Annotated in this window: 23 protein-coding genes and 1 tRNA gene; 10 read left to right on the top strand and 14 right to left on the bottom strand. The window is 53.8% G+C overall.

The window, feature by feature from the left end; translation table 11 throughout:
- The first annotated feature begins 62 nt into the window (after window positions 1–62).
- Window positions 63–1,532 carry a hypothetical protein gene (locus tag LOC67_RS20600; RefSeq protein WP_230264694.1) on the top strand — a complete coding sequence of 490 codons (1,470 nt, stop codon included), beginning with the start codon at window positions 63–65 and terminating at the stop codon, window positions 1,530–1,532.
- On the opposite strand, the gene LOC67_RS20605 is transcribed toward LOC67_RS20600, so the two are convergent.
- The 3 genes from LOC67_RS20605 to LOC67_RS20615 all read right to left on the bottom strand — a co-directional run bounded on the left by LOC67_RS20605 (window position 1,522) and on the right by LOC67_RS20615 (window position 4,979).
- Complete coding sequence (locus tag LOC67_RS20605; RefSeq protein ID WP_230264695.1) at window positions 1,522–1,989, bottom strand: hypothetical protein; 468 nt, start codon at window positions 1,987–1,989, stop codon at window positions 1,522–1,524. The genes LOC67_RS20600 and LOC67_RS20605 overlap by 11 nt on opposite strands.
- On the bottom strand, window positions 1,986–3,407 hold the full coding sequence (locus LOC67_RS20610; RefSeq protein WP_230264696.1) for a TIGR01777 family oxidoreductase: 1,422 nt from the start codon (window positions 3,405–3,407) through the stop codon (window positions 1,986–1,988). The genes LOC67_RS20605 and LOC67_RS20610 overlap by 4 nt, the downstream gene beginning before the upstream one ends.
- 504 nt (window positions 3,408–3,911) lie before the next feature.
- The gene (locus tag LOC67_RS20615; RefSeq protein WP_230264697.1) at window positions 3,912–4,979 is read right to left on the bottom strand and encodes a sigma-70 family RNA polymerase sigma factor; all 1,068 of its coding nucleotides are present in this window, start codon (window positions 4,977–4,979) and stop codon (window positions 3,912–3,914) included.
- A 61-nt stretch (window positions 4,980–5,040) separates the two neighbouring features.
- Between LOC67_RS20615 and LOC67_RS20620 the strand changes: the two genes are divergently transcribed.
- From LOC67_RS20620 to LOC67_RS20640, 5 genes are all read left to right on the top strand, one after another.
- Complete coding sequence (locus LOC67_RS20620; protein WP_230264698.1) at window positions 5,041–5,220, top strand: hypothetical protein; 180 nt, start codon at window positions 5,041–5,043, stop codon at window positions 5,218–5,220.
- Window positions 5,221–5,349: 129 nt separating this feature from the next.
- Complete coding sequence (locus LOC67_RS20625) at window positions 5,350–6,333, top strand: helix-turn-helix domain-containing protein (protein ID WP_230264699.1); 984 nt, start codon at window positions 5,350–5,352, stop codon at window positions 6,331–6,333.
- Between the two features lie 472 nt (window positions 6,334–6,805).
- Window positions 6,806–7,666 carry an alpha/beta hydrolase gene (locus LOC67_RS20630; protein ID WP_230264700.1) on the top strand — a complete coding sequence of 287 codons (861 nt, stop codon included), beginning with the start codon at window positions 6,806–6,808 and terminating at the stop codon, window positions 7,664–7,666.
- Window positions 7,667–7,695: 29 nt separating this feature from the next.
- Window positions 7,696–8,106, top strand: a complete 411-nt coding sequence (locus LOC67_RS20635; RefSeq protein WP_230264701.1) for a response regulator transcription factor — start codon at window positions 7,696–7,698, stop codon at window positions 8,104–8,106.
- Window positions 8,103–8,507 (top strand): DUF423 domain-containing protein, encoded by a 405-nt coding sequence (locus LOC67_RS20640; protein ID WP_230264702.1) that lies wholly within the window; start codon window positions 8,103–8,105, stop codon window positions 8,505–8,507. Before LOC67_RS20635 ends, LOC67_RS20640 begins: the two co-directional genes overlap by 4 nt.
- A gap of 27 nt (window positions 8,508–8,534) precedes the next feature.
- On the opposite strand, the gene LOC67_RS20645 is transcribed toward LOC67_RS20640, so the two are convergent.
- Window positions 8,535–8,873 carry a Rieske (2Fe-2S) protein gene (locus LOC67_RS20645; protein ID WP_230264703.1) on the bottom strand — a complete coding sequence of 113 codons (339 nt, stop codon included), beginning with the start codon at window positions 8,871–8,873 and terminating at the stop codon, window positions 8,535–8,537.
- Between the two features lie 455 nt (window positions 8,874–9,328).
- On the opposite strand from LOC67_RS20645, the gene LOC67_RS20650 reads away from it, so the two are divergent.
- The gene (locus tag LOC67_RS20650; protein WP_230264704.1) at window positions 9,329–12,118 is read left to right on the top strand and encodes a M16 family metallopeptidase; all 2,790 of its coding nucleotides are present in this window, start codon (window positions 9,329–9,331) and stop codon (window positions 12,116–12,118) included.
- A gap of 111 nt (window positions 12,119–12,229) precedes the next feature.
- Here the strand turns inward: LOC67_RS20650 and LOC67_RS20655 are convergent, their stop codons facing one another.
- The 6 genes from LOC67_RS20655 to LOC67_RS20680 form a co-directional block, all read right to left on the bottom strand.
- Window positions 12,230–13,042 carry a hypothetical protein gene (locus LOC67_RS20655; RefSeq protein WP_230264705.1) on the bottom strand — a complete coding sequence of 271 codons (813 nt, stop codon included), beginning with the start codon at window positions 13,040–13,042 and terminating at the stop codon, window positions 12,230–12,232.
- A gap of 187 nt (window positions 13,043–13,229) precedes the next feature.
- Window positions 13,230–14,648, bottom strand: a complete 1,419-nt coding sequence (locus LOC67_RS20660) for a hypothetical protein (protein WP_230264706.1) — start codon at window positions 14,646–14,648, stop codon at window positions 13,230–13,232.
- Between the two features lie 681 nt (window positions 14,649–15,329).
- The gene (gene mog, locus LOC67_RS20665) at window positions 15,330–15,872 is read right to left on the bottom strand and encodes a molybdopterin adenylyltransferase (protein ID WP_230264707.1); all 543 of its coding nucleotides are present in this window, start codon (window positions 15,870–15,872) and stop codon (window positions 15,330–15,332) included.
- Window positions 15,869–17,005: a M24 family metallopeptidase gene (locus tag LOC67_RS20670; protein ID WP_230264708.1), complete on the bottom strand. Its 1,137-nt coding sequence runs from the start codon at window positions 17,003–17,005 to the stop codon at window positions 15,869–15,871. Before LOC67_RS20670 ends, mog begins: the two co-directional genes overlap by 4 nt.
- Before the next feature lie 69 nt (window positions 17,006–17,074).
- On the bottom strand, window positions 17,075–17,995 hold the full coding sequence (gene rsmA / locus LOC67_RS20675; RefSeq protein ID WP_230264709.1) for a 16S rRNA (adenine(1518)-N(6)/adenine(1519)-N(6))-dimethyltransferase RsmA: 921 nt from the start codon (window positions 17,993–17,995) through the stop codon (window positions 17,075–17,077).
- Between the two features lie 66 nt (window positions 17,996–18,061).
- The gene (locus LOC67_RS20680; protein WP_230264710.1) at window positions 18,062–18,688 is read right to left on the bottom strand and encodes a riboflavin synthase; all 627 of its coding nucleotides are present in this window, start codon (window positions 18,686–18,688) and stop codon (window positions 18,062–18,064) included.
- Between the two features lie 158 nt (window positions 18,689–18,846).
- Between LOC67_RS20680 and eno the strand changes: the two genes are divergently transcribed.
- Window positions 18,847–20,130 (top strand): phosphopyruvate hydratase, encoded by a 1,284-nt coding sequence (gene eno / locus LOC67_RS20685; RefSeq protein ID WP_230264711.1) that lies wholly within the window; start codon window positions 18,847–18,849, stop codon window positions 20,128–20,130.
- A gap of 204 nt (window positions 20,131–20,334) precedes the next feature.
- On the opposite strand, the gene LOC67_RS20690 is transcribed toward eno, so the two are convergent.
- From LOC67_RS20690 to LOC67_RS20700, 3 genes are all read right to left on the bottom strand, one after another.
- The gene (locus LOC67_RS20690; protein WP_230264712.1) at window positions 20,335–20,637 is read right to left on the bottom strand and encodes a P-II family nitrogen regulator; all 303 of its coding nucleotides are present in this window, start codon (window positions 20,635–20,637) and stop codon (window positions 20,335–20,337) included.
- Window positions 20,634–21,746 carry a tRNA guanosine(34) transglycosylase Tgt gene (gene tgt / locus LOC67_RS20695; RefSeq protein ID WP_230264713.1) on the bottom strand — a complete coding sequence of 371 codons (1,113 nt, stop codon included), beginning with the start codon at window positions 21,744–21,746 and terminating at the stop codon, window positions 20,634–20,636. Before tgt ends, LOC67_RS20690 begins: the two co-directional genes overlap by 4 nt.
- 165 nt (window positions 21,747–21,911) lie before the next feature.
- Complete coding sequence (locus LOC67_RS20700) at window positions 21,912–23,243, bottom strand: tetratricopeptide repeat protein (protein WP_315861079.1); 1,332 nt, start codon at window positions 23,241–23,243, stop codon at window positions 21,912–21,914.
- Between the two features lie 564 nt (window positions 23,244–23,807).
- Here LOC67_RS20700 and LOC67_RS20705 point away from each other — a divergent pair.
- Together LOC67_RS20705 and LOC67_RS20710 are read left to right on the top strand one after the other, a co-directional pair.
- Window positions 23,808–23,880 (top strand) — tRNA-Thr (locus LOC67_RS20705).
- 527 nt (window positions 23,881–24,407) lie between these two features.
- A complete protein-coding gene (locus tag LOC67_RS20710) occupies window positions 24,408–24,662 on the top strand; it encodes a MarR family transcriptional regulator (RefSeq protein ID WP_230264715.1) in 255 nt (84 codons plus the stop codon).
- Between the two features lie 151 nt (window positions 24,663–24,813).
- Here LOC67_RS20710 and LOC67_RS27655 read toward each other — a convergent pair whose 3' ends face one another.
- Window positions 24,814–25,764, bottom strand: coding sequence for a PAS domain-containing methyl-accepting chemotaxis protein (locus tag LOC67_RS27655; RefSeq protein ID WP_315861075.1), 951 nt, complete (start codon window positions 25,762–25,764; stop codon window positions 24,814–24,816).
- Between the last annotated feature and the right edge of the window lie 169 nt (window positions 25,765–25,933).

A 25,933-nucleotide genomic window follows, 5' to 3' on the forward strand; every position in this document is an offset into this window, starting at 1 on the left:
TTTGTGTATGATGGTTCTATCGCAAATTCGCAATGGAACCGATCCACGAAAGGCATCATCCAATGGTCAAGTCGATTGAAGGTCCGGAATTGAACCGGCGAAAGGCCATCGGGCTTGTTGGCAGTGCGATTGCCAAGGGCGCTGCCGCTAGCGGCGTCATTGCTGGATTGGATTTCGCAAGCGGAGTCCGTGTGCTATCGGCAGACGATAAGGTCACTAGCAAGTCGGCTGCACGTTCCGTCAATGCCAGCACTTTCAACGCCAGTATTGTAAATCCGCTTGGACGTGTCCCTTTGTCGTTCATCATCGATGATTCGACGTGCTTGGTGAACATGGGACATTTCTGTATGCCTCAGTTTGCCGAAGCTTGGCCTGATCGGCAAATCTATCATCAGCAGTGGCAGCAATGGCCTCGGGAAATCCCGGACTCTTTCGTTCGCCAGTTCGGTGAATGGTGTGCCGAACATTCTGTAAAAGGCAAGTACAGCATCGTGCCTTACCCAGCATGCGTCGGTTGGGTCGACCGTTTCATTCCCGGTTGGTCGAAAAAGCAATTGGATGATTCGGTCAAGCTTGTTCGCGAATTGATGATGCCCAACTGGGACATCCACCCAGAAATGATCACGCACACTCGAGTGATCGATCTTGCGACCGGTCGCCCGATGGAGTCCGCGAATTCGGCAACGATGGAAAACAGTTATCCACAAACCGATGTCAGCGTCGACTACTTGGCATCGTACTTGGCTTATGCATTGCGAATTTTGAAGCGCTGTGGATTGTCGTGCGAAGGCATCACAACGCCTGGTGGTTTCGGCAATCGAGTCAAAGCCAAGTTGCCGATCGCGGTTCACCAAGCGGTACGTGACGTTTTCGGATCCGAGTTGCCACACTATTTTAAGTATGTCCGCGAAGGCGACGAGTCCACGATTCCGTCACTTGAGTACGCTGACGACACCCAGTCTGTTGATCGATTAACCGTGAATGTTCCAGCTGGCACAGGCGATTGGTTTGGCAGCTGGGAAGGTAATAAGAAAAGTGATCCTGACCGTTATTGTAATGAAGATGCGACGAGCGGCAGGATGGTCGAATTGATCAAGCGTGGTGAACCCGCTGTGATGCTTTGCCACTGGCCGGGCATGTATTGCAACGGAGATCTATCCGGATTTCACGCATTTCAGCGGGTCGTCGAATCGATTCACCGCCGCTTTGCTGATCAAACACTTTGGATGAAGTGTAGTGAGATTGGACGCTACTATGCCGCAAAAGAACTCGCAACATTACGTCTCGTCGATGAGACGACTTTACAGATCGATTCGCCGTTGGCATGCCCTGCGTTAACGATCGAACTTAACAGCTCGCAACAGCCAATCCCGACGACATTTGAAGGAGCAGGCAAGACGATCAAGCTGACTTCCTGCTCAAAACGAAGTCAGCTTCAACCGGGAAGCTTCCATCGTGATGCCAACAAGACGTTGATCTGTCTGGATATACCCAAGGGCACCAGCGAAGTGAGATTTATATCTAACGAGTAGTCGCCTGCGTGCTCGTCTCAATCATCAGGCGGCTGACGATGTATCCCATTAACAGTCCTCGGAAAGTCCAAAGTACCGTTCTGATCCAGTTGCTGCTGACAAGCCGGTTGTAGTCACCTTCGCTGTATTGCGACGACAGCCGTTCGTGACACGGCACTTGAATTAGAAACGTTGACAGCCAAATACCGAACACAGCTGCCAGACCAACTGCCAAAACCCAGCGAGGAATCCCTGTGGGTGTGAAATAAACCAGCAGGCAAGCTGTTACCAATTCGACCAACATCGGAGGAATAACGATCGGCGACATGCCGCGGCAATGTGCTTGTTCGTATTGAATAAATTGATCCGATCCGACTTGGTTAAACAGTTTGTAGTGCACTAGCTGAACCATCCAGATCAGGCCGACCATGTACCAAGTCGCAAGCAGATTCAGCAGCAGAATCAAACTTGTCTTCATCGATCGGACTCCATTCGATCAACTCCCAGGCAATACCGCAGTGCATCGTCAGCATGTTCGAAGCGGAACCGGTACCCGGACTCGATAAGTTTTTTGGGAATCGCTTTGGTGCTCGATAGCAGAAGTGCGTCTGCCATCTCACCTAAGGCTAATCGCAACACAAAGGCTGGGGCGGGAACCAATGCGGGACGAGAAATCACTTGCCCTAAGGTCTTTGCGAACTCACGATTGCGAAGTGGATGTGGCGTCGAAAAATTGATCGATCCAGCAAGGCTTTCGGTACAGATGGCGTGGTAGATACCGCCGACGACATCATCAAGTGATATCCAGCTCCACCACTGCTGGCCGCTTCCCAAATGGCCGCCCATCATTTTCGCAGGCAGCAACATCTGTTGCAGTGCACCACCACGTGGGTCGAGCACAATTCCCAGCCTGGTGTTGCAGACTCGGATCCCGGCATCGGCGGCAGGTTGGCAAGCGGCTTCCCACTCCCTCGCAACGGAAGCCAGGAAGTCTTCGCCGGCAACACTTGATTCGGTTAACGTTTCTTCGTCGCGATCTCCATAGAAACCTGTGGCCGACGCGCAAACGAGTACTTTCGGCGGTGAACTTAGTTGGGCCAATAGATTGGCCAGCTGTGTTGTTAGTTCCACACGGCTATCGCGAATCTCTTGCTTTACTTTTTCGTTCCAGTGTCCCGACGCGATTGACTTGCCGGCCAGATGCACAACCGCATCAAAACCATTGAGCTTCTCTGCTTCGCTACCTTGGCCCCAGGGGGCGATCGCATCAGGGGATCCTTGTGCTTTTTCAGCGGTCCGTTCCAAACGGACGACGTCGTGTCCGATCAGTCTTAGGAAATTGCTGAGTCGCTTTCCGACCAGACCCGACGCACCGGAGATCGCGATTTTCATTTTCGGGACATCATGTCGCCGGGCCAATTCAAGGTCATCAATTGTGACGCGGTGACGATAGGCGAACATCGATTCGAGTTGGTGCTTGGCGAACGAAGCACCGAAGGTCTGCCCCGCTTTCCCAAACGGCAACTCGTACTGTACCTTGTCTCGAAGGGTGCAGTGATTGTCCGTCAAGTGATCAAATTCATGGCGATGCTCCCAGGCAGCGAAAGGCCCCGACTGCTGCACATCGACAAAAAGCCTTGGCGGTTCATAGGTGGTGTGTTGAGCGATCCAACGAATCGACTTGGGGCCGATCTTCGTTTTCAAAACCACAATGCTTCCGGGAGTCAGACTTCCGTCGCTACTTTCAACTTTCACATCCTGCCACGGAGGAATCAAGTGCTCCAAAGCCCCCTTCCGTTCATGGTAAGCGAACGCATCCGAAGCACTGACGGGTAACGATGATGAAGCGACGAAGTGTTGCACGGACGAGTCTTGTAAGCTTGAAAGGTGATGCATCTGATTCGGCACGGAAGTGCGATTTGGCAACGGGATTCTACCCTTTGGCCAACGGCATCCCGAATGTCTGCCGAAAAACGCCTGTAAACAGGGCACGTCATCGTGCCAAGACGGAACAGAAAGCGTCGCCCACTCAACCATGAAATCGTTGGATGGATAACAAAATCCCGACAGCTTTCTAAACCGCATCAGGTGCTTGTGAGATCACATCGGGCCATGATGAATTCGGGCCTTGAAGAAAGGGAGCAATTTCACGACCTTGGTATTGAGTCGTCCAACAATGGTGTGGTCGACAAGGCAGTAGAGGACCGAGGATGTCCCGCGTGTCAGTTTTGCACTGCGCTGGAATGCAGTCCACAGAATCGCAGCAATGAATCGCTTGGGTGCATGAGCGTTAGCGGTCAGCCCAACCGCTACGACAACAAAGATCGATCCACTTGCGATCGATCAGTAAGGCAGCTCTCGATCGAGTTGTAGTTGCGATCCATCGGGTCCGATTCAGAATCACTGCGGTTCCAATTCGGCCAAGTTTGACTTGCCAGCCATTGCACGCAGTTTTTCCATGGCACGCCGTTCCAATTGACGAACGCGTTCCTTGGAAACTCCAAGACGGTTTGCAAGAGACTGCAACGTGTGAACCTTGCGATGGGCACCAAGTGAAAATCTCGCACGGATAATCAGCTTTTCACGGCGATCGAGATCGTCCAGCATGACCGAGAGGCGGCTGCGTAGTTCGTGCCAGCGTTTCTCGCTAATCGCGGACTCACGTCCCTCATCGGTAAGATCAAGATCAAGGTCTTGAAGCCCACCGACTGTCTTCTGACGCTCTTGCTGCTTCACAACGACGGTTCTGTATGAGTTTCGCCGAATAACCTGCGTCGCGTAGGTGCTGAATCGAAAGCCTCTGTCAAAGTCAAACTTTTCGACCGCACGGATCAAGGCAACAATGCCGTCGCTCAGAAGATCGTCAAAGTTGTTGTTGGGATTTACAAACTTCTTCACGATCGAGAACACCAGCCGTAGATTGGCTTCAACGATTCGGTCGCGATGCCATTCGGCGAGAGCGATCAGGCGGTCGATTAGCTCCATTCGCACTCGCGATGGACGCTGTGGATTGAGGTGACTGCGATGTACCTCAGCCTGCTGCAACAGATAGTTCATCCGTTGGAACAGCATGCGTTCTTGTTCGGGGTTCAACAGCGGTGCCTCACAAAGTCGCCCGAGGTGGATCGGCATATCGATACCACTGCGGCGGACCGCTGCTATTCCCAGTTCTGCTTTGCGAGGGGCCAAATCTATCGGGCTGTCAAAAACGTCTTTGCCCAGAAGCGGATCGCTGAACTCAGGATTGGAGATAAACCCGAGTTCCTCTCGCAGCCGCTTTTTAATCGCGGACTTCAGTTGTTCGGGCGATAGATCTGCGTACGAACGCAGCAGCGGTTCGACTTCGCGGTTCGCCTGCTCCAGCTCGCTACAGCGAATCCAGGCGGGCTCGCGTGCACGCAGTTTTTTCGATGCGGACTTGCTCGGAGCGGCTTGTTGGTCTGGGCAGAGAGTTGAATTCGGGGACATCAGGGATCCTTAAGCTCGTTCCGGAAGACGATCAATTCGTTCAAAACGTTCATAACGGTATATGCGTCTGACCGTTCTTGGACAATGGGCGGCAACCGCATTTATTGATAAATTTCTCTTCCGTGGATCGATCCGCCGCGATGCCAGCGGAAATATCGTGTCTATACTGTTTTTTTCCGATTCATCCGCAGATCGTTCACCCGAGCAGGCTGCACTGATGAACCGGTCACTTGGTTTTTAGGTCGATCAGGATTTTGCCGGCTAATGTGGTTGAAAGGACCGTTAATCGCAGTGTTCAGGGGGTGGGGCCAAATTTTTGGCGATTTGTAACTTGGCGGTATGAACGTTTTCGCTAGTATCTGACGGGGCAATGAACGATTCGGACACAAAACGTTCATTCGTCCTATCGTTCCGCTTTTGTCATCACTCCGCTACGAAGTTTGCCTCTGCCGTGGGCTCCAATCGCGTTCAATTTTCGCCGAAGGAAGTTGCTCAGTCCCTTCGTGTCAGCGAATCATCCGTCAAACGATGGTGTGATAAGGGAGCGATCCCGACGATGCGGACTGTCGGCGGACACCGCCGCATTACACTGACTGCACTACGCGAATTTTTGCGTTCAACCAGCCGGACGCTCGTCGACCCTGACGTTCTTGGGATCGACGAAACGGAGTTGACACTCGCATCCCCGCCCGCTGCCCGCCGGCCTTCGATTCCAGGTGAGGGTCGGGAGCCGACGCAGCAGGAATTTCGGGCTGCCCTTGCGTGTGGCGACGAGACAAAGTGTATGCAGCTTCTTGCCAATCGCATTTCGCAAGGCTGGGGGCGAGCCGAAGCCGCGGAGGATTTGATTACCGATGCGATGCGTGGGATTGGGGACGCTTGGAATTGCGGCGATATTTCGATCTACCAAGAGAGACGCAGCTGCACCATTTGCCATCGACTGATCCAGCGTTTGCGTGAAGGCCTGCCGGAGGTCACCTCCGATGCTTGCGTCGCGATCGGTGCCTCGCCGGCATCAGATCCCTACCAGTTACCGACCGCGATGGTCGAGTTAGCACTGCTCGAAAACGGCTGGAACGCAGTTAATCTGGGCAACAATTTACCTTCGGATGCATTGATCCAAGCGGTTCAGGATTACCAACCTACATTGGTTTGGTTGAGCGTCACGTCGGTGAATGATTCCGTCGAGTTTGTTCGTGAAGAAAATCAATTGGCGAACGCTTTGGGTGACAACACATCGCTAATTGTCGGCGGTCGAGCTTTGGACGACGAGCTTCGCCCCAAATTGCGTTACACTGCGTATTGCGACAGTCTTCGACATCTTGTCGAACTGGCATCGGTTCTTCGCCGCTAGCAGCTGTTATTAGCTGCTAGGAGAATGGCGATCTAGCTGTCCCGTTCCTGCGCACCACCATTCTGGACGATCGTCCTGCTCCATCGATGATCCGCATTACAAGGTGCGGCGTGCGCGGCAGCGATCTTATTCGAAGAGCCGTCTGTGTTCGTTGTATCTTTACGGCACGAAGATGCTAGCACGTGTTGCCTGGTGTCGTGCATTCGAGGCCGTCATTCTGGTGAAATCGGAGTCGATAGATTTAAGGGGATGCTATCACCCATAGCTTCGAACAATTCAAAACTCTTCTTGCTGGAAAGTTAAAGTTTGTCCTACGATTGGCCGGACGTGACGGATGTCCGCTGACAAAAAGCTCGTTTCGATTGCCAGAAACTGCCTTCAGCGTTGACATTCAAACGCCGGTCACCCTACGTTTGTAGGCAAGCCACTTCGGTGGTTGGAACTTCCTTCTCTAGATAAAATCCGGTCTGCGATGAACCGTTTTGATGCATCCGTACTTGGGGGCGCCAATGACCAGGATTTCGCGGAGGGTCAGGCTTCGCTGGATGAGTTTGGCTTTGCCGATCAGATAGCAGGCGATTGTGAACTCGGCGGCCAGAGCGGTCAGTGTGACGAAACTGGCAAAGCTTGGGTAAGTCCACCACAATCACAAACATTCTTTGTACCGCTTCACTATGAAGCGAACTACCAGTACCCGTTGATCGTTTGGTTGCACAGTGACGGATTCAATGAGAATCAGGTCAGTCATGTGATGCCCCACATCAGCACACGAAACTATTTGGCGACTGGAATTCGAGCTCCTCGCGCTGAAGACGCGTCGGGACATCGTTTCGCTTGGGGATCCAGTGATGCGGTTGTCGAACAGGTGCGGCACAGTGTCATTGCCGCAGTCACTCAAGCACGCAAGAAGTACAACGTGCACGCCGGACGAATCGTGCTTGCCGGTTATCGCGAAGGCGGCACCATGGCGACGCGAATGGCGCTTAGCTATCCAAGTTTATTTGCGGCAGCTATTTCGCTAGGTGGTCAGTTTGAGCTACCCGATTGCACCAAGGCAGAGTTTCAACATCTAAAAAAACAGCGAGTTGCAATGCTTTGGCAACACGCGGTGCAAAGAAGCGAGTATTGTCACGATCAAATGGCGAAGCAAATTCATGCCGCCGCGTCGATCGATGCCCAACTCGAGGTGCGTCAGTATGTCGACGATGACGAAATGAACACAGCCGTTTTGTCTGATTTGGACCGATGGGTCATGGACCATGTGGTTTGCTCCTCGCCGATCGGTAAAATAAACCACTGGGATACGAGTCCGGTTTCATTCTCGGACAACTAAACAACCAGACACAGCCCCTGTGACACCTGATGGCCGAAGAAGAAGCTTTGCAATCTGTTGAAAACGCCAGCAAGACGGCCAAGATCTTAATTGTCGATGATGATGTCGAGATCATCGAAAGTGTGCGGTACGCGCTCGAGCACGAAGGCTACCAAGTCGTCGTTGCTCGTGATGGCAATCAAGGGCTCGCGCTCGCCGAAAAGGAATCGCCTGACTTGATTATCTTGGACATGATGATGCCCAAGCGAAGCGGGTTCCTTGTTCTTGAAAAGCTTCGACGGATGAACGAAGCGATGGTCCCGGTCATCATGATTACCGGAAACGAAGGCAGTCGCCACAAAGCTTATGCAGAGCTGCTAGGCGTGAGCGACTACATTCGCAAGCCCTTCCAGATGGATAAGCTGTTGCGTGCGGTCGATACGCAGCTGACATCATCATGAATCGCGGGATCTTATTGACGGCTGCCGTGACCGGTGCGTTGGGAGTCATCATTGGTGCTTTCGGGGCACACGGACTCGAAGACTTTATTGCGGGGTATTCCCAAGAGCCCGAGCACATTGCAAAACGCCTTGCGCAGTTTGATACCGGTGCTCGCTACCACTTGGTTCATGCCGTCGCACTGGTCGCACTCGCTTCGCTCCCTGTCGCTCGCGCCACACGTGTCGCCGCGGTGCTTTTCGTCGCAGGCGTCATCCTGTTCAGTGGTAGTCTTTACGTGCTCGTGTTAACGGATACCAGCTGGCTCGGAGCGATCACACCACTCGGCGGATTGGCTTGGATTTTTGCCTGGGCGAGTTTGATGTTCATCAAGCCAGTCGCGCAGGCTTCTTCGAAAGGTTGACAGTCGGTTCGCGGCACTGTCTCGGAATCAGTCAACGGAAACTTCGATACGGTCCCCGTTTTTTCGAACCGGAAAGGTTCGTTGCAGTGGTTGCCGGTTGACCGTTTGGATGCCTGTTTCCAATTCGTACTGCCAGCCATGCCAGGGGCAAGTGACACAGGGCTTGCCTTGATCTGTCAGCGAGCATTCGCCTTTGGCGATCGGACCGCCTTGGTGAGCGCAAAGTCCGTCGAGTGCAAAGTATCGGTCGTCGACTTGGAATATTGCGATCACGTTCGGGCCAACGATGACCTCCTTGGCTTTTCCGGGAGCGATTTCGTCGATCGAGGCAACATCGATCCAACTTGATTCGTCGTTATCATTCATTGGCGAAGCAGGGGCAGCGGATTAATCGAATGGTTTCGCAGTCGTATTAGGAAACCGATTCGGTACAGGTTCCGGGATGGCACGTGATTCATCGGACGGTCTGAATCCTACCGAACGCAATCCTTGAGAATGCAGTGATCGGTGGTCCTTCGAAAGATTACCTGGCGATTGCCAGCCTGGGTAGCAAGTGCGACGTTCGATACAATGAAGGTCAGTTTAAACTGTCTCCCTTTTTCGCTTGACCGTCATGCTGGGGCTGCAACGTTGCCAGCGACCTGTATTGTGTTGCCTGGCTGTATTGCGGTTTCGTCACGTTTTTACCGTGACGTCATCAATACAGTTTGGGGCTGGCATCATCAGGATTTGCGTCAGATGTAATTTTTCTGACGCAAGATCTTTTCCAGCTGTGGGGCCTAGCTTGAACGGGGCCGATGAATACTAGATGGAGTTTGAAAGTGAAGTGTCACGTCCGAAATAGAGTCTTCCCGCTCGTCTTCCTTGGCTGTCTGTTTATGACGCCGCTTCTGGGACAAGACGAGAGCACCACCTCATCAACGCCGGTTGCCAAAAGCGACACGGCCGACCAATCGCTAATGAAAGTCACTGAAATCGAAGGCATTTCGGAATACAAGTTGGACAACGGTGTCCGCGTCTTGCTCTTTCCCGATGACAGTAAAGAAGTCGTCACGGTAAACATGACCGTCTTTGTCGGCTCACGTCATGAAGGATACGGCGAAGCCGGTATGGCTCACCTGTTGGAGCACATGCTTTTCAAAGGCACGCCTGACAATCCGAACATTCCCAAGGTGCTGCAAGATCGTGGGGCTCGGTTCAACGGCACGACATGGGTCGACCGCACGAATTACTACGAAACGTTGCCCGCTTCGGAAGACAACTTAAAGTTTGCGTTGCAGCTTGAAGCGGATCGACTGCTCAATAGCTTCATTCGTGGCGAAGACCTCGAGAGCGAAATGACAGTCGTTCGCAACGAATTTGAGCGCGGCGAAAACTCTCCGTTTCGAATCCTAATGCAGCGGATGCAGTCGGTTTCTTTCGATTGGCACAACTATGGCAAGTCAACGATCGGCAACCGAAGCGACATTGAACGCGTGCCTGTTGTCAACTTGAGGAACTTTTATCGCAAGTATTATCGCCCCGACAACATCCTGCTGATTGTTGCCGGCAAATTTGATACCGCGTCAGCGACGGAACTGATCACCGAAACGTTTGGCAAGTTGGAGTCTCCTGAAACGCCGATCGATCCGACCTACACCACCGAACCGGCTCAGGACGGTGAACGAACTGTCGTTCTGCGCCGTGTAGGCGATATCCAGCTCGTCGGGACCGCTTACCACATTCCTTCGGGTAGTCACCCGGAATTCGCCGCCGCCAAGGCATTGTCAATCGTGTTGGGGGATGAACCGAGCGGACGTCTCTATCAGGGGTTGGTAGAAACGGACATTGCCAGCAGCGTATACGCATTAGCGTATGCGTTTGCCGAACCCGGTGTTTTGATGACGCTAACCGAAGTCCCACCGGAAGATTCGATCGAAGCAGCCCGCTCAAAGCTGATCTCGATTTTGGAAGAAGAGTTCGCGCAAAACCCGATCACCGAACAGGAAGTGGAACGAGCGAAGCAACAGATTCTCAAGCAACGAGAGTTGGAAGCGGCCGATACAGACCGTTTGGCGATCTCGCTTAGCGAGTGGGCGGCACAAGGCGATTGGCGATTGTATTTCTTGTTCCGTGACTTGGTCGAAGAGCTGACCGCAGAGCAAGTTCAACAGTTCACCCAGAAGTACCTGGTTCGCAACAATCGCACCGTTGGGCTATTTATTCCGAGCGAAAAGTCGGATCGTGTTTTGATCCCCGAGTCACCCAACTTGGTCGCCCGACTCGAAGGCTACAAAGGCCGTGAAGTCATTCAACAAGGCGAGCAGTTCGATCCGTCTCCTGAAAACATCGAGCAACGGACGCAGCGTGGAAAGCTGGACAATGGCATCGACTACGCTTTATTGCCAAAGCAAACACGTGGTGGCGCTGTTAATGTCGTTTTGACATTGCGATTTGGCACGGCCGATAAAATGATCGACCGAATCGGCGCGATCGAGCTGATGGGAATCATGATGGCTCGCGGGACCGACAAGCTCGATTACCAGGCGCTACAAGATGAGCTGACGCGTTTGCGAGCCGAGCTTTCGATCAACACTGTTCCAGGCCTGTTGAAAGTTACCCTGAAAACGAAACGCGAGTTTTTGCCAGAGGTGATCGATCTGATGGGGAATATCCTGCGATCGCCTCGCTTTGACGGAAACGAATTGGAAGTGCTACGCCGTCAGCTGATCACTAATCTTCAGCAAAGTAGCACGATGCCCGAGTCGATCGCACCACGCGACGTCCGACGCCGGCTTTCGCCTTACGAAAAAAGCGATATTCGCTACGTTCAAACGATCGAAGAAGAGATTTCGATGTATGAGAACGTTTCAATCGACGAGATCAAAACCGCATACCAGGAATTGATCGGTGGTAGTCGTGGTGAGCTAGCTGCTGTTGGCGACTTCGATGTTGATCAACTAAAAGACCAGGTCACCGGCATCTTGAACGATTGGCAATCCGAGGTTCCCTATGTTCGTATCGACCGTCCGGCAAATGTCGATGCCGATGGTGGCTTGGATAGTTTTAACACGCCCGACAAAGCCAACGCGTTCTTCTTTTCGCAGGCACAATTGGAGCTGGCCGACAGCTCGCCAGATTATGCCAACTTGGTCTTAGGGAATTACATCCTCGGCGGAGGAGGCTTGAGCAGTCGTCTTGCCGATCGAGTCCGGCAGCAAGAAGGTCTGTCGTATGGCGTACGAAGCGGACTGACGTCTCGTCCCAAAGACGAGCGTGTCGATTTCACGATCTACGCGATCACCAACCCTGAAAACAAAGATCGTTTGATCGAGGTTATTCAAGAAGAGGTCGATCGGCTTCGAAAAGAAGGCGTCACTGCTGATGAGCTGGAAAAGGCCAAGCAAGCCTATTTGCAAGCTGCTCGGGTACGTCGAACGAATGACGGTGCGTTGATTGGTGAGTTGCTCGAAACGATGTTCATGGACCGAACCATGCAATATGCCGCTCAACACGCCGAGCAAATCGAAGCGGCAACGGTTGATTCTGTCAATGCGGCCCTGCAAAAGTATGTCCACTGGGACCGCTTGGTACGGGCCATCGCCGGCGAGTTTGAAAAGGTTGCTCAATAGTCAGTGCATCAATCGCAACGTCTGTTGAGCGACTAAGACGGTAGCTGATGTCCATGCAGTGTCATCCTCCCGGCCACGGGAGGATGACTGGCTCGGCAAACTTTTGGCCGACTAGATCAAAAGCGTCGCTAACAAGAAAGCGGCCAAGCCGATCGGATAGACGATCCCAACGTTTGCCATGTTGGAACCTGTCAAATTATCCAAGGCTTCTTGCGTATCATCTAGTTTGTGCAGCGTCCCTTCGCGTTTCGCTGTCGCATAGACGGCGAAGAACGTGACCATTTCTGGAATGCTGGTCACGAAGCCAAGGACCCAGCCGGCAACGATCGGGTGAATCCCCAATTCACGAACAACCTGTGCGGTGGCATCACCAAGGAACATTCCCGCGATCCCGATCGCGATCAGCGCGGTGCAGGCGATGATGATTCCGAGAGGTAAATTGCCGACCGCTTCTTCGCTGGGAAGGTCATCCTTGCTGGGCGGATTGATCTTGCGGTCAACGAATTGATAAACCGCAAAGAAGCAGAACAAAATCGGTACCAAGTACCATTGCGTGTCCAAGCCCAATTGCATCAGCACGATCGGGACCGCAATCGCCAACGCGGCGAACGCGATTTCGTCAATGAAGCGTCGATTTGCTAGATCGCCAAATTGCCGATAGGTCGCTACCGCAGCAAACATTAACACGCAATTGATGATGTTCGAGCTGGCGATATTCCAAAGTCCCGCCTCCCAGACACCGGAAAGGCCAGCGGCAACCAAGCACACCATTTCGGGGACAGACGTCGCGAAACCGGTTAGCTTTCCGCGCGCCTTGACACTCCAGTGCATCGCACTGGCGACATGGTCGATGCCGCGCAGCAAACCATATTTAACAAACAGAATGATCGCAGCCGCAGATGCGATCATAATCAGGGCGTGCATTGTTTTGTCCCAGTATTCCGGCATGGTGATTCGGGTGATACTTAGCGGTTGGTCCTCTAGGTCAGCCTAGTACACCATCAACCTTTGTCGCCCCTGACTCCGTGAAGCTAGCGTTCTTTCCAAAGGGGATTGCGAAGCAGAAAGCGACTTCTTGAGAGATCGAACCTAAATATCAACACGTCGCTAGCTAGTTCGACGTTGAGTCGGCAACCGCGATCGAACGCAGACGCATTGGGCGATCGAGTTCTTCAGTCGGCGCCGAGACCAGGACCGAGATTGTGGCTTGATCGGAAATCTCAGTCGCATCGACAAAGCCGCTGTGAAATTGATTGTCGATTTGGAGCATCCAGTGAAGGCGATTGTGATCCTCTGTGTCTCGTCCCACCGTCAATAAAACGTCGTCGCTCTCTGTTTTTAACTTCGAAACGGACGAGGGTTTGGCATCCTGCTCGCGGTCTTTGGCAAAGACTTCGATGCCATCGCTATAGGGACGGATTCCGATTTCCACTCCATCGATCGCTAAGCCAAACGAACAACGGTTCTTTGACCCCGATGGTAACGACGATTCAATAATGACGGATTGACCGAGCGCAAGCTTTTGTCGTTGATCAACTAGTACGACTTTCTTTTTGTCAGCCTGAGATTTAATCACCAACGACTGATCAGCGACCTCAAAGACACCATCGTTGTTTTCAAATTCGAATCGCTTTTCCAAAGCTGTCGGAAACTCATCGACTGGAACTGCGTTCTGAGGCCAAGTTTCCGAGTCGGCATTGTTGTCTACTTTGCTGATTTGGATTCCGCCAAGTGGACGAAAGCCATCAGGCGAAGCCTTCATTTGGCTGGCGGCTTCTGAGGACTGAGCTTCAATATCGTTTAGGATATCGCCGAACTTGCTGCCAAGCCCCGAACCCAAGCCGCTTCCTTGCTCGCGTCGAGCCACGATCGGGCTTTTGCGATTTCGTGGCGCAGCGGACGATGAGGGGGCCGCCATCGCAGGGGCCTTTCGCCGAACGTTTGATTCGTTTGGCGATTCGGTGCTTTCACTTTCGGATGGTTCCGCCGCACTGGGTTCGGTAGCGATCGAATCGTTTTTCGCAGAATCGACTTGTCGGACATCGGCAGCGCGACGTCCTCCAGGGTCACGGTTAACCCAGTAGATGATTCCGACGATCGCCAACAACAGCGACGCGCTGATCGCATGGATGTGCCATTGGCTTTGTTTTCGTCTGCGGTAAACCGTTGTTGCGCTCGGTTCAGGACTGGAGTTGTGCTCGGCGGCAGGTTCGCTGGATGTTGGCTGTGATGCGGGCTGAGACGCAGCCGCTTTTAATTGGTCATCGTACGCGGTTCGCTGATCTTCGGATAACAATGTCCGTTTTGCGACCGCAACTTGGCTGAGCAATTGCTGAACTGTTTTTCTTTCCGGTCCTGCGGCGAGTTGGTGCAGATACGCACCTCGCTCTTTCGCGGCAGCTTCGATGCGCTCGGGATCACTTTCGAAGTCGTCGATACCTAACAGGGCGTAGTGATTAGGCGGAAGTCGATCGGACGGGATGTCGAGCCATTCTTGGTAGTAGCGTTGAAGATCCGTAGGACTGGACATGCGAAGAGCGTCAAGCGAGAAAAGGAAATCAGTTCAGGGTGAAGCCGTCAACAGCCGCCTAATCAATTCATGCGTCGTCGGTCACTGGGGAACTAGTTATAGCACCGCTCGGGATTGATTGTTCGGTCACGGTGGTGATTTGGCGTCAAACATCGCCCTGTAGAGTGGTGCGTGTGCAGGCCCTGCGGCGTGATTGGATTAGTCAATCGCAAGCCGCAGTTGGCGATGCAGTGTTGGAGCCGAAGGAAACTCGAGCGAGGCTCCCGCCAGCCGCAGCGGACTAGAAGACACGAAACCGTGGCTAGCGCCAAAACGGCTCAGGTGTGATGAACTGAGCCGTGTTCGCGCTAGCGACGGTTTTGTGATCGTTTAGCTTGTTCAGCCGGCAGAGACGCACACACGTAACCGCACGCTGGCGCGTGGCGGCTGATGGATCAATTGAATTGAGCCGTATTCGCGCTAGCGACGGTTATGTGATTGTTTAACCTTTTCAGCGGGCAGAGACGCACACACCTAACCGCACGCTGGCGCGTGGCGGCTGATGGATCAATTGAACTGAGCCGCGATCGCGCTAGCGACGGTTATGTGATCATCTTCTACGGGCAGAGCCCGTGAGACATTGCATGCGAGGCGGGAGTCTCGCACGAGCCTAACCGCACGCTATCTCTATCTCTACTGATCCTATTTTCCCTTTGGACGGAACGCTTGGATTCGGTTTGGATCCGTTTCCAATCGCGGGCCGTCCATTAGGTCGATGCAATAAGGGATTGCCGGAAACACTGCATCCAAACACTCCGCGATCGCTTTGGGTTTTCCAGGTAGATTCACGATCAAGCTGCTTCCCAGCAATCCGGCGGTCTGCCGCGAAAGGATCGCGGTGGGGACTTTCTCCAAAGACACCTTGCGCATCAATTCGCCGAAGCCTGGCATCATCCGATCGCACACCGATTCTGTCGCTTCAGGGGTGACATCACGCGCCGATGGGCCGGTGCCTCCGGTGGTCACAACCAAACAGCATCCTTGTTCGATACAGAGATCTCGTAGCGTCGTTTCGATTGCAGTTCGGTCGTCAGCGATCACACGTGCGACTGGCTCGAAGGGACTGGTCAGGACTTCATCGAGGTATTGCCGGATCGCGGGTCCGCCAAGATCCTCGTATTCGCCTCGGCTCGCACGGTCACTGACAGTGACGATTCCGATTCGCGCAATTTCGCTATCGCTCATGCCCAGTCCAAACCTTCGTGCAAGCGATTCAAGTTTTCGGGCTGGCCTGGGCGAACCACCAACATGTCTTCGACTCGAACGCCACCTTCAAGTCGTCCGTAAAGGCCCGGCTCGATCGTGAACACTTCGCGTTCGAGTAACTCGCCGCCGCCGTGATCGAGCAGAATCGGCTCATGGACTTCGAGTCCGATCCCATGCCCGGTGCCGTGCTGGATCGAAGGCTCGTCAGTAATGGTTCCGCGCGAGGTTTTGTAACCGGCCGCCATCAACGCTCTGTCGGTGGCTTTGTGAACGGCATCGCCGGAGCTACCCGGAACCAGAGCCGCGGTTGCGGCCGCTTTGGCAGCGACAACGGCGGCATGCATGCGTTTAACTGTCTCGCTTGGCTGGCCGTTGACGACCGTTCGTGTGCAGTCACCGCAGTAACGCGTTTGATTGTTCGTGGGGAACAGATCGACGATGATTGGGGTATTGGTCTTCAGCGCTCCGCTACCGGCATGGTGGCAATCGGCCACTTGCGGGGCCATCGCAATGATCGCGCCGTGTGACATCGAATACCCGCGCTGCATGAATTCGCGAGCGGCCATCGATCGAACCACTTCACTGGTCAGCGATTCGCCTTGCGAAGCCAAGGTGCCGTCGCCGAGCACGTCTGCCGAAGCGATCGTTTCGCAAATCTGCCGCATCACCGATTCAGTAACACTTTGGGCTTCTGCGAGCCAATGAATTTCCTGTTCTGTCTTTTGACGCCGATCGACAACGCCAAGATCTTTGTCGTAGTCGACATTGATGCCTTGTTGGCTTAAATGCCATGCGAAGATGAAGGGAAATGTCCGGTCGACGGTGACGGACTGAAGTCCTTCCTTGACGCAGAACTGTGCCAGTGCCTGCGCGGTTGCGGTTTCGCGATCCGCGTCGAGGCCATTTGCAGGTGCGAAGTCGGCGGGACAGAACACCTGTGCGGCGTCACTATTTTCGCGAACGCGATGCATCTCCAAGTCACGGACGATGGCGAACTGCTGAGACGGCATTTCGATCCAAGCGGCAGGATCACCCAGGCCAACTCGAAGGCGTCGGAACAGGGTCGGGTTTTTCTCGGCGATGCCGGCAAAGAGCTTTGCGTTTTGACTCACGGCGACGGTTTTTTACAGTTGGGTGTTGGCAGAGGTTGACACAAAATCGTTGCTACGATCGCGTCGGTTTTATTGATCGCTCGAGTGTTCCGCTTCGGCAACCCGCAAGCTTTCGACCAGCGTCTTGATTTGCTCAACGGAAAGCTGTTCGGCGCGTGAGTCTTCGTTGTGTCCAAGCTGTTGCAGGATTTCGTCAATCACGGACTTATCCAGTCTTCCTTTCATCGCGCTGATAACGTTGCTACGTAGAAATTTGCGACGGTGAAAGAACAGCGCGCGAACGGTTTCGTGAAAGTACTTCAGATCGGGAATGGTGTCGCGTTTGGCTCGATCAAGGTCCATCCGTAAAACTGCGGAGTCGACTTTGGGGCGTGGCCAGAAGACTTTGGGACCGAGCACGCGAACGATTTCGGCGTTGCAGTTTGATTGGATCCAGATACTCAGAGCGCTGTAGTCCTTCGTGGACGGCTGGGCAACGATCCGTTCGGCGAGTTCCTTTTGGATCGTCACGACCATCGAATCAGGCGCGGGGGTTTGGTGCAGCAAATTCGAAATGATGGGTGTCGCGACGTTGTAAGGAAGGTTGGCGACGAGCAGGAATCTCGCTTCGTCCCCGATCCGCTGCATCGCCTCGCGGATCGATTCCATCACATCGTCACGCAGTGAATTTTTGTTTCGCAGCGCGTCGCCTTGAATCAGTTTGACATTCGGGCGATGCGCCAATTCTTCGCTTGCAAGCTGATGAAGGTTCTTGTCAATCTCGACGGTCAGGACCGCGGCGGCTTTATCAGCGAGTTGACTGGTCAGCGATCCGACACCGGTCCCGACTTCGAGCACGACGTCGTTGGGTTGTATTTCTGCCGAGTCGGCGATCAAGTTGACGAGGTTTAGATCGATCAGGAAGTTCTGTCCGTATTTCGAAACCGGTCGTAAGCCGGCTTCGCTAAGGCGACGGGACAGATAGCTGGCGGTTTGGCGTGGTTGATTCAAAACGTATGTGCCTGTCTTTGTTGACCCAGATGTTTGTTGCCCCAATGTCCGCGGGTGGCGGTTGGTCTAGCTGGGAGCATTGAAGGACTGAATTTGTTCGTCTGAAAGGAGTCCGAGCGATCGTTGGACGTATTTTGCCAACAGGTCTGTTTCCAAATTGACTTTGTCGCCGACGTTCCGTTGGCCAAGCGTGGTAACGCTCAGGGTGTGCGGAATCAGCGCGACCGTAAAACTGTCTGCGTCGGCATCGACGACCGTCAAGCTGATTCCGTCGATCGCAATACTGCCTTTACCCACGACCTGTGAAGCGTACTGTGTTGGCAGCCGAAATCGAAGGGTTGCCCATGGGGGATCCTCGGTCCTTTCGATCAATTCGCCCAGCGTGTCGACGTGACCGCTGACATAATGGCCCCCCATTCTTGCCCCGACCGCTAGCGATCGTTCCAAGTTGACTTGGCTATTTTTTTCCAGTGAACCCAAGTTGGTGCGTGACAGCGTTTCCTCACCGGCTTCGAAATCAAGCACGTCCGAATCGATCGCGACAACTGTCAAGCAGCATCCGTTGACACAGATACTGTCGCCGAGACTGGCATCAGAAGCGATCAATTCGGATTGAATTCGAAGACGTTTTCCGGGTGGTGCATCGATCAGATCGACGACCGTTCCCATCGTTTCTACGAGACCAGTGAACATTGTGGACGAACCAAGGGTGTAAATTGTCGCCAAAGCGGTCGGCGGGTAGTCACTTGAGCCTGCATTGGACAGAATGCCGCCCGAACCGACAAGCGTTGGCTTTAGGCATTCCCCCCTTAACACACCCCCAACCGAACCAATTTGCAAGAGGAATTCCGATGTCCCTGATCCAAGCGATCCACGCACGCCAGATTCTCGACAGCCGCGGAAACCCCACGATTGAATGCGAGGTCCTGTTGGAGGACGGTGCGCATGGTCGTGCGGCGGTCCCCAGCGGTGCCAGCACTGGCGCCCACGAAGCTTGGGAACTGCGTGACGGCGATAAGTCTGTCTTCCTCGGCAAAGGCGTTCTGACCGCGGTCAACAACGTCAACGAAAAGATCGCTAGCGAACTGCAAGGCATGGACGCTCTGGACCAAGCCGAAATCGACGCCGCGATGATCAACCTGGACGGCACGGACAACAAGAGCAACCTCGGTGCTAACGCCATCTTGGGCGTTTCTTTGGCAACCGCACACGCCGCCGCCGCTTCGACCGGCCAACCTCTGTATCGCTACCTCGGTGGCGTCGGAGCACGTTTGCTGCCCGCACCGATGATGAACATCATCAACGGTGGTGAGCACGCGGATAACTCAGTCGACATCCAAGAGTTCATGGTGATGCCGCTGGGCTTCGAACGTTTCAGTGACGCACTGCGTTGCGGAACCGAAATCTTCCACAACCTGAAAAAGGTTCTCAGCAGCAAAGGTTACAACACCGCTGTCGGTGACGAAGGCGGTTTCGCTCCTGACTTGAAGAGCAACCAAGAAGCTCTAGACGTCATCATGCAAGCGATCGACCAAGCTGGTTACAAAGCCGGCGAACAAGTCTGGATCGCTCTGGATGCCGCATCGACCGAATTCTACGACCGCGACAAGCAAAAGTACTCGATCGACGGCAAGGAACTGTCGGGCGACGAAATGGTCGACTTCTTGGCCGACTGGTGCGAAAAGTACCCCATCTGCAGCATCGAAGACGGTTGCGACGAAGACGATTGGGCCACCTGGAAGAAGCTGACCGAGCGAGTTGGCGACAAGGTTCAACTGGTTGGCGATGACTTGTTCGTTACCAACGTTCAACGTCTGCAAAAAGGTATCGACGAAGGAATCGCGAACAGCATCCTGATCAAAGTCAACCAAATCGGTTCGCTGACCGAAACCATCGACTCGATCCAACTGGCCGCTCGCCACGGTTACACCGCCGTCACGAGCCACCGCAGTGGTGAAACCGAAGACAGCACCATCGCTGACTTGGCAGTTGCATTGTGCACCGGCCAGATCAAGACCGGTTCGGCTAGCCGAAGCGATCGTATGGCAAAGTACAACCAACTGCTCCGCATCGAAGAAATGTTGGGCGACGCAGCTCTTTACGGCGGACCACACTTCGCTGCCAAGCTGAAGTAGTCTCTGCCAAATTGATTGACGCCTTTTAGGCTTGTCAGACAAAACTATCGAAAGGGTTCCGGCAAATGTCGGAACCCTTCTTTAATGGGTATGAGTCGATGCCGCGCTGGTGTGCGAGCGAAGAAGACTCTTTGGCCGCCAGCTTATTTAAGCCGAAACGCGCCAGCTTGTTTCTGACAGAGCCATTGCTGGCCGAGTCGTCGCCTACTGAAATACTTCCACTGGCAGGGTGAAGACTTTGCCATCACCGATTCGGCCTGTCCGTGCCGCCGCGACGACCTTTTCGAGAATCTCTTCGTAGCGAGATTCGTCGACCCACATCACGATTTCCACCTTCGGTAGAAACGCTTCGGAGAACTCGGTTTCTTGGTACTCGTCCAAGTAGCTTTTCTGACGCCCGTAGCCCTTCACCTCGCTAACCGAGATGGCTTCCAGCGGCGCACGCTTAAGTGATTCGAGAACTTGTTCGGCCAAGTGCGGACGAACGACCGCAATAATCTGTCTCACTGCATCCCCCACAGTCGTTTCTTTTCGGCGATGTATTCTGTCAGTTTACCTGCTTCGATCGCAGCTCGCGCCCCAGCCATCACACGTTGGTAGTAGTGCAGGTTGTGCAGGGAAAGCAAACTCGGTCCAAGCATTTCTCCGGCGATGAAGAGGTGACGCAGATAGCCGCGGCTATGTCGCGTGCATGTAAAACAGTCACAGGTCGGATCGAGGGGGGAAGTATCCGTTTTGTGAACTGCGTTTCTGATCTTAACGTGTCCGTGTTCGGTAAAGGCGAATCCGTTTCGCCCATTTCGGGTTGGCATGACGCAGTCGAATAAGTCGATGCCGCGTTGAATGCTCTCGAGCAAGTCGATCGGCCGACCGACTCCCATTAGATAGCGAGGTTTGTTGGTGGGAAGTTCCGGCGTCGTCGCTTCGGTGATTCGGTACATCTCGTCGGGAGTCTCGCCGACGCTTAGTCCTCCCACGGCGAAGCCTTCGAAATCCATCGTGGCCATCTCGCGGGCGCACTGTTGGCGAAGCTCGACATCGAGACCGCCCTGCACGATCGCGAACTTTGCTTGGTCGTCACGGCTGGCGTGCTCTAGGCAGCGGCGTGCCCAACGGATCGATCGCTCCATCGCGTCCTGGACTTCGCCTTTTTCGGCTGGCAGGGCGACGACGTGGTCAAGCACCATCGCGACGTCGCTGCCCAGGGCTTCTTGGATCTCGATTGAGTATTCCGGTGTCAGGTTGACGATGGCTCCGTCGATGTGGCTACGGAAGATCACGCTTTGTTCGCTGATCTTGCTGATGTCTTTGAGTGAAAAGACTTGGAAGCCGCCACTGTCGGTCAGGATCGGGCCATCCCAAGAGAACATCGCGTGCAGTCCGCCGAGTGCGCGAACGATTTCAGGACCGGGACGCAGTCCCAGATGGTATGTGTTGCCCAGGATCATATGGGCGCCGGTCGATTTGACCTGATCGATCGTGAGGCCTTTGACCGTCCCTTGAGTCCCTACGGGCATGAAGCCCGGCGTTTGAACCGGTCCATGTGGCGTTTGAAAAGTGCCGCGTCGCGCACCGGTTTGAGGGTCGGTCTGGTGCAGGTCGAAGCGGAAAGTCATCAAACGGAACGGTGCAATTCGGAATGCTCGGCAGCCCATCGGGTGGGCATCATAAAAACAAAGGCCGGATCCGCAGTTGGTGTCGGATCCGACCCGTCGTTTGGTCGTTGGCGATTTGCCAGAACATCACTGGAGGATGATGTTCAGTGCAATACGGCAGCTTTCTCAGTCACCACGAAGCTTCAAACCGAGGTCGGTCAGCTTTTCGCGAACTTCGGTCAAGCTAGTCACACCAAAGTTCTTGCACTCAAGAAGCTCGTCACCGGTTTTACGAAGCAATTCGCCGATCGTGTTCAGTTGCAAACGAGCCATACATTTGCGTGCACGAACGGAGAGGTTCAGATCCGAAATCGGACGCTCCAGCATCGCCTGCTCGTCGGGAGACAGGTGGCTGGTGTCGACCGGTGGGTCGGCAGTTTTCTTTTCGTGTGCGAACTGACCGAGCTTGAGGCCCTTGGAGGTCAGCATTTCGCGAATTTCGATCAAGCTGGTTTCGCCAAAGTTTTTGCTCGACAGCAGCTCGGATTCGGTCGTGCGAGTCAGATCGCCGATCGATTCGATGCCCATCTTCGACAAGCAGTTGCGGCTTCGAACACTGAGTTCAAAGTTCGCGACCGGCATTGCCAAGGTTTGAGTCAGGCGATCATTGCGACGCTGCATTTCTTCGTCGTACAGCATGTTGCCGTTTGCCGAAGCGTCTTTGACGTACAGGCGAGTACGCGGATCGTGTGGATGTGAATCCAGGATTCGCTTGTAGCAAGCTTGCGCCTTATCGAATTCGTTGCGGTCTTCGTAGATCAGCCCAAGGTTGATCAGTGCACCGACTCCGGTTGGGAACGCTTTCGCAGCCCGCTCGTAAAGCTTGATTGCTTCTTCGTCGTTGCCCATTCGATCGTTTTCCCATGCCAAGCCAAACAAAGCTCCCGCATGGTTTTCGTCGGTTTGGACAGCACGCTGGTAAAGCGTGATTGCTTCTTCGCGACGACCGCCGAGGTAAGCAACCGTCGAAGCACGTTGGTACATGTATTCGGCAGTCTGCTCGGCAGGGCCAAAGATGTCGTCGAGCAACATCATGGCCTTTTCGATTCGGCCTGCATATCGATTTGATTCCGCGATGAAGATCTTGCATTGATCTTCGTTGTATCCCGCGGTCTGTGCTTTTTCGTAGGTTTGAATGGCATCATCGTAACGCTTCAGCTCGAACATACTTCGAGCGGCGTAGAACAATGCCGTCGCGCTGCCGTCAGCAGCTTGCAGAGTTCCAAGTGACTCCGAGAAACGGCCCAACAGGAATTGGCAAACACCCATTTTGGTTTTGCCAGCCGGTGTGATGTTCTCGTCGTGTTCCATTTCGGACACGGCATCGCGAAGTTCGGCAAAATGACCGTAGTTCTCCGCGATCATCTGACGAATCTCCACTACGTCATTCGGGCCGAACGAATTGTTCGACAGAATGAGTTCTTTCAAGTCGACGACGTCCAGTTCGACTTCATTCATCAGGTCCAGTTTCTCCTGCCCGATCGGCGATGGGCTGTTGAAGGACATAGTGGCTTTCGGTGGTCTCAACGGTCGAGACACGCCGAAGCTGGGGCTAAACGCGTGGGGAATCTCCCCAGGATTGGAATATTTACCGAAAAAAAAGTTTTTTGTCGAGTCGTGGCACGCGGATCGCTCAGATTCGGGCACAAAACCCGCCAATTTTTGTCCAGATAGTTGGCTTCGGTACGCCTTTGCGTCGATTTTGAGCGTTTTTGGAAGATTCCGGCCCTGAGAATTTTATCCGTGCGAACACTGACGGTCGGGCAATGCTCTCTTCTTTTCGCACGCGTGGTGCATGACATCGCTTGCCCCTCCAGTGCTGGGTTCGTTGGCAAAGCTGATGTGAGTTTGCTTTTGTTTTCCACCCACGCCTGAATTCGCTGGCGCTCGACAACTGATTTAAGTAATTCCTGCCAACGTGAAAAACACATCGAAAGCACCCTGGTCGAGACAGGAATCGTTTTGTAATTTGCTGGACATCGATCACTTCGGCGTCCGATATAGTTCGGCACAAGTGAGCATGCCGACGTAGCTCAGCTGGTAGAGCGTCGCATTCGTAATGCGCAGGTCGCCGGTTCAAATCCGGCCGTCGGCTCTTTGGCATCCTCAAAGCGAAATCACATTGCCTTTCTAAGGCTGTTGCTTTTTAAGATTTCGCAGCCCACGGACCCAGATCATTCGGACCGCCGGTTCGCTCTTCTGTTCCGGTCCTATCAGTGCTTCCTGTCAAACAGTGAAGCACGTCTGATTGTACCTTGGTCGATTAACACAGCGAAGACATGTGGTTTTTCGCTTGAACCGGTTTAGCGATGGGTAACCAGCAAGTATGCGTGTGAGTTTGTCCTGTCGACGAACGCAACCAAACAGCGTCATCTGTGCTGAAATCGCCACTTGCGATTTTGGTTGGACAGCAGGCTGATTTGTGCTGTCGCGTGGAACTTTGAGAGGCGAGGTCGGTGTTTCCTCGCTGTGTTGAGACTATCTTGGATGCTCGCTGTTTGCAGTGATCGCTGTAACTTCGGCTAAGCCCTTCCTGCTATGGAGCTCAGCCTTTTATAATCAAGTTCGCGGATCAATATGTGCTCGTTTGACGGACAATCTTCTCGGCATCTGGAGAAAGAAATGGACCCACAATCCGATGAATTCACATACAAGCAGGGCCAATATCTCGCATTTATCGATGCGTATGTCAAATTGAATCGGCGTGCACCAGCAGAGTCAGATTTCCAACGCTACTTTCGCGTATCACCGCCAACGGTTCACAACATGAGCAAGACGCTCACAGCAAGGCAACTGATTGAGCGGAAACCCGGAGTCGCACGAAGCATCACATTGCGAATTGACAGCGATAGGATCCCGCCGCTTGATGAGGCATGACACGATGATCGGGCCGTAGCAACATCTTTTACTGACGCGACACGTAGAAAATCAGCGAACCGAGATGTGAAAGGCAGCCGCTGAAAACACCGGTTGCGAAATCCTGGTTTCCCGGCGGCGGCTCCATTGCCGCCGCCGTTCAAGTGGCTAGCTAGATGCGGAGCATCGTTGCCGTTTGATTTAGGTTGGCCATCGTTGCTGATTGTTCTTCGACGGCAGCGGCAATCGAGTGCATGCTTTCGGTGACGATTCGAATGCGTTCATTCAAACTGGATGAAGCTTGGACATTCGACGCGATCAGGGTGCGAATGTCGTCGACCGTTTCGCCAATGCTGTCGGTCGCACTCGCTGTCTGTTTGGCAAGTTCCTTTACCTCGTTGGCAACCACCGCGAATCCCTTGCCGGCTTCACCGGCACGAGCGGACTCGATCGTGGCGTTAAGGGCCAGCAAGTTTGTTTGTTCGGCCAAGCCACGGATCGTTTCGACTACGTCGACAATCAATTGGCTACTCTGTTCGAGTCGGGTAACGGATTGAACGTTTGACGAAATCTCTTCTTCCGTCTTGGTAACTTGGTGAGCCGTTTGGGTCAGTTGTGAAGAGATTTCGTTGATCGTTTCGACCATCTGTTCGATGCTCGTTGCGACCGCTTCGCCGACCTGGACATTGGATGTCTCTTTCTCGACCGCGTTTGTGATCTCTTTCGCAAATTTCAGAATCTTGAAGGGCTTCCCGTACTGGTCCAGCAGCGGGTAGTAGCTTGCGTCGAGCCAGATTTGAGTGCCGTCACTTCGAATGCGACGGAATCTTCCCGAGTGCGGTTCACCGCTGCGGAGCACTCGCCAAAACTGCTCGTAAGCAGCGCTTCCGGCTTCATGCGGATCCATGAAAATGCGGTGGTGCATGCCGACGATTTCATCCTCTGATCGATATCGCATCGCTTGCAGGAAGTTGTCGTTTGCCTCAATGATTGTCCCGTCCATGTTGAACTCGATCACCGCCTGGACGTTACTGATCGCGTCGAGTTTAGACTTGGAGTCCCACAACTCGTCTAGTTTTTCCTCGTCCTCGACAGCCGTGCTTGAATTCCAAAGCCATCCCATTCGAAGCCCTCTTGTGCGACGTTGCGCCGTCTAGATTCCAGCATGATTTGAAAGCCTCCCCACGTTGACCGTTGGAGGTTGGCCTAACGAAGCTAAGTGTTGGAGCGCGGGGGGCTGAGTAGCGATCTCAATCGATACTTTTCGTTTGATTGACGGCGAACATTCCGGC

The sequence above is a fragment of the Stieleria sp. JC731 genome (assembly GCF_020966635.1).
Lineage (GTDB): Bacteria > Planctomycetota > Planctomycetia > Pirellulales > Pirellulaceae > Stieleria.